General features: G+C 62.6%; 8 protein-coding genes. 5 read left to right on the forward strand and 3 right to left on the reverse strand.

Annotated features, from left to right (window positions below):
- Nucleotides 1–177 precede the first annotated feature (177 nt).
- Nucleotides 178–1,140: an alpha/beta fold hydrolase gene (locus tag EN991_RS18865; protein ID WP_127369298.1), complete on the reverse strand. Its 963-nt coding sequence runs from the start codon at nucleotides 1,138–1,140 to the stop codon at nucleotides 178–180.
- A gap of 90 nt (nucleotides 1,141–1,230) precedes the next feature.
- Entirely contained in the window at nucleotides 1,231–2,052 is an 822-nt protein-coding gene (locus tag EN991_RS18870) for an SDR family oxidoreductase (RefSeq protein ID WP_127369295.1), read from the reverse strand.
- A 227-nt stretch (nucleotides 2,053–2,279) separates the two neighbouring features.
- Between EN991_RS18870 and EN991_RS18875 the strand changes: the two genes are divergently transcribed.
- The 5 genes from EN991_RS18875 to EN991_RS18895 all read left to right on the forward strand — a co-directional run bounded on the left by EN991_RS18875 (nucleotide 2,280) and on the right by EN991_RS18895 (nucleotide 6,200).
- Nucleotides 2,280–3,314, forward strand: a complete 1,035-nt coding sequence (locus tag EN991_RS18875) for a cysteine synthase A (protein ID WP_064994176.1) — start codon at nucleotides 2,280–2,282, stop codon at nucleotides 3,312–3,314.
- Nucleotides 3,314–4,057 (forward strand): alanyl-tRNA editing protein, encoded by a 744-nt coding sequence (locus EN991_RS18880; protein WP_027163370.1) that lies wholly within the window; start codon nucleotides 3,314–3,316, stop codon nucleotides 4,055–4,057. The genes EN991_RS18875 and EN991_RS18880 overlap by 1 nt, the downstream gene beginning before the upstream one ends.
- 38 nt (nucleotides 4,058–4,095) lie before the next feature.
- On the forward strand, nucleotides 4,096–4,962 hold the full coding sequence (gene sseA / locus EN991_RS18885; protein WP_127369296.1) for a 3-mercaptopyruvate sulfurtransferase: 867 nt from the start codon (nucleotides 4,096–4,098) through the stop codon (nucleotides 4,960–4,962).
- Between the two features lie 5 nt (nucleotides 4,963–4,967).
- The gene (locus EN991_RS18890) at nucleotides 4,968–5,531 is read left to right on the forward strand and encodes a GNAT family N-acetyltransferase (protein ID WP_013531462.1); all 564 of its coding nucleotides are present in this window, start codon (nucleotides 4,968–4,970) and stop codon (nucleotides 5,529–5,531) included.
- A gap of 111 nt (nucleotides 5,532–5,642) precedes the next feature.
- Nucleotides 5,643–6,200 carry an OmpA family protein gene (locus EN991_RS18895; RefSeq protein WP_127369297.1) on the forward strand — a complete coding sequence of 186 codons (558 nt, stop codon included), beginning with the start codon at nucleotides 5,643–5,645 and terminating at the stop codon, nucleotides 6,198–6,200.
- Nucleotides 6,201–6,216: 16 nt separating this feature from the next.
- Here the strand turns inward: EN991_RS18895 and EN991_RS40330 are convergent.
- Nucleotides 6,217–6,406, reverse strand: a 190-nt coding sequence (locus EN991_RS40330) for a hypothetical protein (protein ID WP_206519216.1), incomplete at its 5' end; no start/stop codon positions are given.

Raw genomic sequence — 6,406 nt, forward strand, 5'->3', positions numbered from 1 at the left:
GCGCCAAGCCGGCCTTCAAGGGCAACAACAAGCGCCGCTTCGGCGGTAAGCGTCCGGCTGCGCGGGCCGCGTAAGCCAGACCGCGCTGTAGTCAGTCAAGCTTCGGCTGGCTGATTGCCGAGACGAAACAAGAAAAGGGCGGCCGAAGCGATGCTTCGGTCGCCCTTTTTCGTCGGCCTACTTCACCACCGCTTCGATCCAGACGGCGATCCTTTGCGCCAGAAACGCCGTGGTCGATGGCGACAGTGCGTCGCCGGCAATGACGTGATTGTCCGGGTCGCCAGTGTCGTCGACCGGAACCAGTTCATGCGGCGCGCCCCAGCGCCCGGCAATCTCGCGGCTGCGGTCGGCCCGCACCACTTTGTCCGAATCAGAAAAGATGAACAAAGCAGGGACGGTCGCCTTCTCCACCGGCGCGCCATAGGCAAGCTCGGTCAGCGCCTGCATCGGCAAGGTTGCTTCGATCGGATAGCGGGTGGTCCAGAATTTTTCATTCAGCGCGTTGCGCGGCACGAAGCTATGTTCCTTGCCGGCGACCAGCCTGGCGATTTGTTTGCCCCACGGCATGGTCAGGATCCCGGCGCCCGAAGTCTTGACCCCGAAGTTCGGGGAGATGAACGCAATCGCCGCCACCCCGTCCGACGCACCGGGCTGCGTTGCCGCCCAGACCGCCAGCGAGCCGCCGGTCGAAGTCGAGATGACGATCACCTTGTCGCCGATCGCCCGGCCGATGGCGAGCGCCTCCTCATAGTCGTTGATCCAGGCATTGATGCTGCCTTGCGTCATCGCCGCGCCATCCTGCCCATGACCGGTAAGCCGTGTGTAGAAGAGATTGGCGTCAAGCTGTTCCGCCACTTCGTCAGGCAGCGGGCGGACCTCGCCCTTCGATGCGGAAAAGCCGTGGATGTAGACGATCGATAGCGGGGTCCTGGCATGCACCAACGGATCGGCCCAGACGATCTCCTTCTCCAGCCCGTCTCGGATTCCGGGGATGGCGGCTTCCGCCTTTGCCACATAGGCCTGCGGATCGTCGCCGATGAGCGAGGGATCGAAACGGATCGTGGTGTCGACGCGAACGCGCGGGCCGAACACGAAGGCCAGTGCGAGAACGGCAATAAGGCCCAGCACAGCAAGCACGATCGTCGCCCCATCGCAGACTCCACGCGGCACTTGTCTCAACCATGGCGACGGCGGCCCGAAAACGGGGAGCCTGCCAATTTCGCAGGCGTCCTATTCGATCGGCGGCTTGCGGTCGTAATGCAGAGGCCGCGCCTTCCAACTGGTCATCAGGCTGATAAACCCTCTGCACAGCGGCCTCGGCAGCAGGGCGAGCAGTTTCAGCGGCCAGCTTGTCCGGCGCGGGAAATGGACTTCGAAGCCGCCCGATTTGATGCCCCGCGCCATGCGGCGCGACGCACGGCTGACCGGCATCAGTCCCGGCATCGGCAGCATGTTCTTCTCAGTCAGCGGGGTGTCGATGAAGCCAGGATTGAACACCTGGATACGCACGTTCATCTTGTCGAAATCATACTTCAGCGACTCGGCCAGGATGTTGATGGCCGCCTTGGTGCCGCCATAGGCGGCCGTTGTCGGCCAGCCGAAATAGGACGTCACGGAGCCGACCAGCACGACATGGCCGCGCGCCCGCACACGCATGCGTTCGACCGCGGGCACGAGACCGTTGATGATGCCGAAATAATTGACCTCGAAGGACCGGCGAAAGTCGTTGACGACAAGATTCTCCCCCGGCGTCGAAATGTAATTCCCAGCATTGAAGATGGCGAGCACGATGGGACCGAGCTCCTTCTCGATCGCAGCGACGGTCCTTGCCATGCGCGGCTCGTCGGTGACGTCGCAGGGAAAGGCCGTGACGCTGCCCGGCATCTGCGCGGTCTCGACGACAAGCGTGTCGAGCGGATCGTCGTCGAGCGCCGTCACCGCGACGGCATAGCCCTGGGAAGCAAGATCCCTGGCCAGGGCACGGCCGATGCCGCTCGATCCGCCCGTGATCCAGGCGACGCCGTGCTTCGGGTTGGCCCGGTAGAGTGTCATGCTGCGCCCTGTCGACTTGTTGGTGCTTTGCTCTAGCGATGAAGAAATCGAATGAAAAGCTGCTTTTCAACGTCAGCCGGAAAATGAGCTGTGGCGCAAGAGGTCGGTTTCGGGAAGCGCTGACGCAACTACAGTACCGCAAATGCGACTGGACCAGACAAATTCTTGCCTTGAAACTGCAGCTTCGGGTTTCTAGGGTTTCGGCGCACCTACACAAGGAATCCTGAATGCCCCGTTCTGTGATCGACGCGATCGGCAACACGCCTTTGATCCGCCTCAACAAAGCTTCGGAACAAACCGGTTGCGAGATCCTGGGCAAGGCCGAATTCATGAATCCGGGCCAGTCGGTCAAGGATCGCGCCGGCCTGTTCATCATCCGCGATGCCGAGCAGCGTGGGCTGCTGAGACCCGGCGGTGTCGTCGTCGAGGGAACGGCGGGCAACACCGGCATCGGGCTGACGCTGGTCGCCAAGGCGCTCGGCTATCGCACCGTCATCGTCATTCCCGACACACAGAGCCAGGAGAAGAAGGACACGATCAAGCTGCTCGGTGCCGAACTGATCGAAGTGCCTGCCGTGCCCTACAAGAACCCCAACAATTATGTGAAACTGTCGGGGCGGCTGGCCGAGCAACTGGCGCGGACCGAGCCGAACGGCGCCATCTGGGCCAACCAGTTCGACAATGTTGCCAACCGTGACGGCCATATCCGCACCACAGCGGAGGAAATCTGGAGCCAGACCGGGGGCAAGGTCGATGGCTTTGTCTCGGCGGTCGGTTCCGGCGGCACGCTGGCCGGCGTCGCCTTTGGGCTGAAGGCGAAAAGCAAGGATGTGAAGATCGCGCTGGCCGACCCTCTGGGGGCCGCGCTCTACTCCTTCTACACCAGCGGCGAGCTGAAGTCCGAAGGCAGCTCGATCACCGAAGGCATCGGGCAGGGGCGCATCACCGCCAATCTCGAAGGGTTCACGCCGGACTTTTCCTTCCAGATCCCCGATGAGGATGCGCTGCCGATCGTCTTCGACCTGATCCAGGAAGAGGGGCTTTGCGTCGGTGGCTCGACCGGCATCAACATTGCCGGCGCGATCCGCCTGGCCAGGGAATTGGGTCCCGGCCACACCATCGTGACCATTCTTTGTGACTACGGCACGCGCTATCAGTCAAAACTGTTCAACCCGGAATTCCTGCGCGAGAAGCAACTGCCGGTGCCAGGCTGGATGGAGCTGAAGAGCACAATTTCGGTGCCGTTCGAAAAGGTCGCGTGATGGCAAACAGGACGGATGCCCTGTTTCGCGACGACGCCTATCTGCGCACGGCGGATGCGAAGATCGTTGCCGTCAACGATCGCGGCGGCATCATCCTCGACCGGACGATCTTCTACGCCACTTCGGGCGGCCAACCGGGCGATACCGGTTATCTCGAACGCGCGGACGGCAGCCGCATCGCCATTGCCGCTACCCTCACCGGCGAGACCAAGGACGAGATCATCCATGTGCCGGCGCCGGAGCAAGCAGTGCCACAGGTCGGCGAGACGGTGAGGCTGGCCATCGACTGGGAACGCCGGCATCTCCTGATGCGCATGCATGCGGCTTGCCATTTGCTCACCGTCGTCTGTCCGTTTCCAATCACCGGTGCCGCCGTTTCCGAGGACGACAGCCGTGTCGACTTCGACGCTCCGGATGCCGGCTTCACCAAGGAGGACATCACCGCCGGGCTGATGGAGCTGGTGCGGGCCGATCATCCGATCTTTGTCAGGCTGATCAGTGACGAGGAACTGGCCGCCAATCCCGGCCTGGTGAAATCCAAGAACGTCCGGCCGCCGGCCGGCACCGGCAAGATCCGCCTGGTCTGTATCGGCGACAACGCCTCGGTGGACAGTCAGCCCTGCGGCGGCACCCATGTGAAGAGCACTGGCGAAGTCGGCGAAATCCACATCGGCAAGATCGAGAAGAAGGGCCGTGAAAACCGGCGCTTCCGCATCCGCTTTGGGCCGATGCCGGCAAACTGAACAGACAGTGATCGCCAAAAGGCGAGCAGGAGCACAAAATGGCCGAGGACAGCCCCTTCACCGTCGACGCAGACTGGCTGCAGCAACGTCTCGGCGAGCCGGGCCTGACGATCATCGACGCATCCTGGTATCTCCCGGCGCAGAAGCGCGATGCGCGCGGCGAGTATGATTCGGCCCACATCCCGGGTGCACGATTTCTGGATCAGGATGCCGTTTCGGATCCGGATTCGCCCTTGCCGCATACGCTGCCGTCACCGCAGCATTTTGCCCAGTATGTCGGCGCCATGGGCGTTTCGGCCGATGACACCATCGTCGTCTACGATGGTCCGGGCTTCTTCTCGGCGCCCCGGGCGTGGTGGATGTTCAGGGTGATGGGCGTCTTCCAGACCTATATTCTGGATGGCGGCTTCGATGGCTGGAAAGCCGCCGGCAGACCGGTGACGGCTGAGCCGACGAAGATCGCGCCAAGCGTGTTTCATGCCGATTTCGACTCCGGGCGCGTCGCCAGCCTCGCCGACATGCGCCGGATCGTCGACACCAGGGCAAGCCAGATCGCCGACGCCCGTGGGCCGGGCCGCTTCACCGGCACTGAACCTGAGCCGCGCGCGGGTATCCGCTCCGGCCATATGCCTGGCGCGCGCAATCTGCCCTATTCGGCGCTGTCGGAAAATGGCGAGCTGCTGTCGAAGGACCGCCTGCGCAAGGCGATCGAGGAGGCCGGCATCGATCTGTCGAAACCTGTCGTCACCTCATGCGGCTCCGGCATTACCGCAGCGGTGGTGACGCTGGCGCTGGAAACACTTGGCCATACCAACAACTGGCTTTACGACGGCTCCTGGACGGAGTGGGGCGGGCTTTCCGACACGCCTGTCGTGACCGGCCCCGTTGTGATCGGCAAGGAATGAAGACGATGGAAAACGGCGCGCTGGAAGATATTGACGTCACGGTGACGTTTCTCGAGATGCATGTGCCGCCGGCCTATTCGCCGCCGGTGCCCTACAACCGTCAGATCGCGCTGCTGAAGACCAAGGACATTCCGCTGCATTTCTACCGCTATCTGATGGACCGGGTGGGGCGCAAATGGCACTGGGTCAATGTGCTGAGGCTGGATGACGACGAGCTTGCCGCCGGCATTCATCGCGAGGATCGCGACATCAGGGTCCTTTATCTCGACGGCGCACCCGCCGGCTTCTTCGATCTCAAGCCGCATCTGCCGGAAGAAGTCGAGCTCGCCTATTTCGGCATGATGGAACATGCGACGGGACAAGGCATCGGCCGCTGGTTCCTGGGCTCCGCGATCGCTGCCGCATGGTCGCATGGGCCGAAGCGGGTGACGGTGCAGACCTGCACGCTCGATCATCCGGCGGCTCTGCCGCTCTACCAGAAGCTCGGCTTTGCACCGGTGGCGCAAAAGAAGGAAATCGTGCATCCGCTGCCTTTCGCCGAGCGCGCGGCCAGCGTCATGCGGCCCTAGCCGGAAGCTGACACCAGCTCGAATCTGAACCTGTCGTTCATCGGCCCTTCAGGCTGCTTTTGGCATGTTGCCCGCACCATCAATGCGGCCAAGGCCGAAGGAGACGAAGACATGCTGACCCGCCGTACTCTTGCCGCCGCGCTGATCGCGGCGATTGCCATGCCAAGCCTGGCCGCAGCCCAGGCGACAACGCCTTCGGCCGCGACGATCGAGCGGAAGCTCGAGGCGGCACCGCGTGTGAAATTGCGGCCGAACGAGCGCGTCACCATCCGGGAATTCAAGCGGCGCCCGGATTTGCGCCGCATGGCCCGCTCGATCGATATCCAGTCGATCAACTTCGCCTTCGGTTCGGCGGCTATTGCCAACTCGCAATACGACAAGATCGAGACTATTGCCGACGCGCTGCGGCGAATCCTGCGCCGCGATCCCGGCGCCCGCGTGCTGATCGAAGGCCATATCGACGCCGTCGGCTCCTTCCAGTCGAACCAGGCCCTGTCCGAACAGCGCGCCGCTTCGCTCAAGCGCACATTGGTGCGCGAATTTAGGGTGCCCGGCCATGCACTGGAAACGGTTGGTTACGGTGAGGAGTTTTTGCTGGTGCAGACGCAGAACGAAAACTGGCAGAATCGCCGGGTGACGCTGCGCCGCTTCGACGATTTCATCCGTTGAGTCGCAGCTCCGAAATTTAATTAGCCGGCGCCTTTGACAGGAACCTGATGAGAGCCGATCGCCGAGGGGCGATCGGCTTTTCGACATTTGGCAGGAATCGGGTGGGCGGCGAGGGTTCAAGGACATAATTTCCAATCACGACACCGGAGATTTTTCCATGACCATCCAGTTCAAAGCTTTGCCGACCGAAGCTGTCAGGACGCTGC

The organism is Mesorhizobium sp. M7A.F.Ca.US.005.03.2.1 (genome assembly GCF_003997795.1).
GTDB lineage: Bacteria > Pseudomonadota > Alphaproteobacteria > Rhizobiales > Rhizobiaceae > Mesorhizobium > Mesorhizobium ciceri.